Source organism: Marinobacter iranensis (assembly GCF_029207565.1).
Classification (GTDB): domain Bacteria; phylum Pseudomonadota; class Gammaproteobacteria; order Pseudomonadales; family Oleiphilaceae; genus Marinobacter; species Marinobacter iranensis.
Window position 1 is genome coordinate 1 of sequence record NZ_JANCMW010000310.1, and the last position, 254, is coordinate 254.

Sequence of the window (254 nt, forward strand, 5' to 3'; positions counted from 1 at the left end):
AGGGACGTCTGGGGCGCCCTGCCGCCCGCGCCGGTCGTCGTGGCGGTGACGGATGCCGCCGGTCGCCGCGCGGACGCACTGCTCGACCTGCTGGAGCTGCGCGCCGAGGAGCGCCACGGCGGGCTGTTCTTCGGGAGCGTCGACGACGACGTCGTGATCGTGGTCCCGGCATCCGCGTCGTCGATCCTCGACGAGTTCGCCGAACGCTTCGACGCGCGGCTGGGGGTGTCGGAGCCGACGCCCTACGCCGGCTT

The 254-nt window shown here is 74.0% G+C and carries 1 protein-coding gene; it reads left to right on the top strand.

Going from position 1 to position 254, the window contains the following annotated elements; genetic code table 11:
- Positions 1 to 254, top strand: a 254-nt coding sequence (locus tag NLU14_RS22505; RefSeq protein WP_275710801.1) for a hypothetical protein, incomplete at both ends; no start/stop codon positions are given.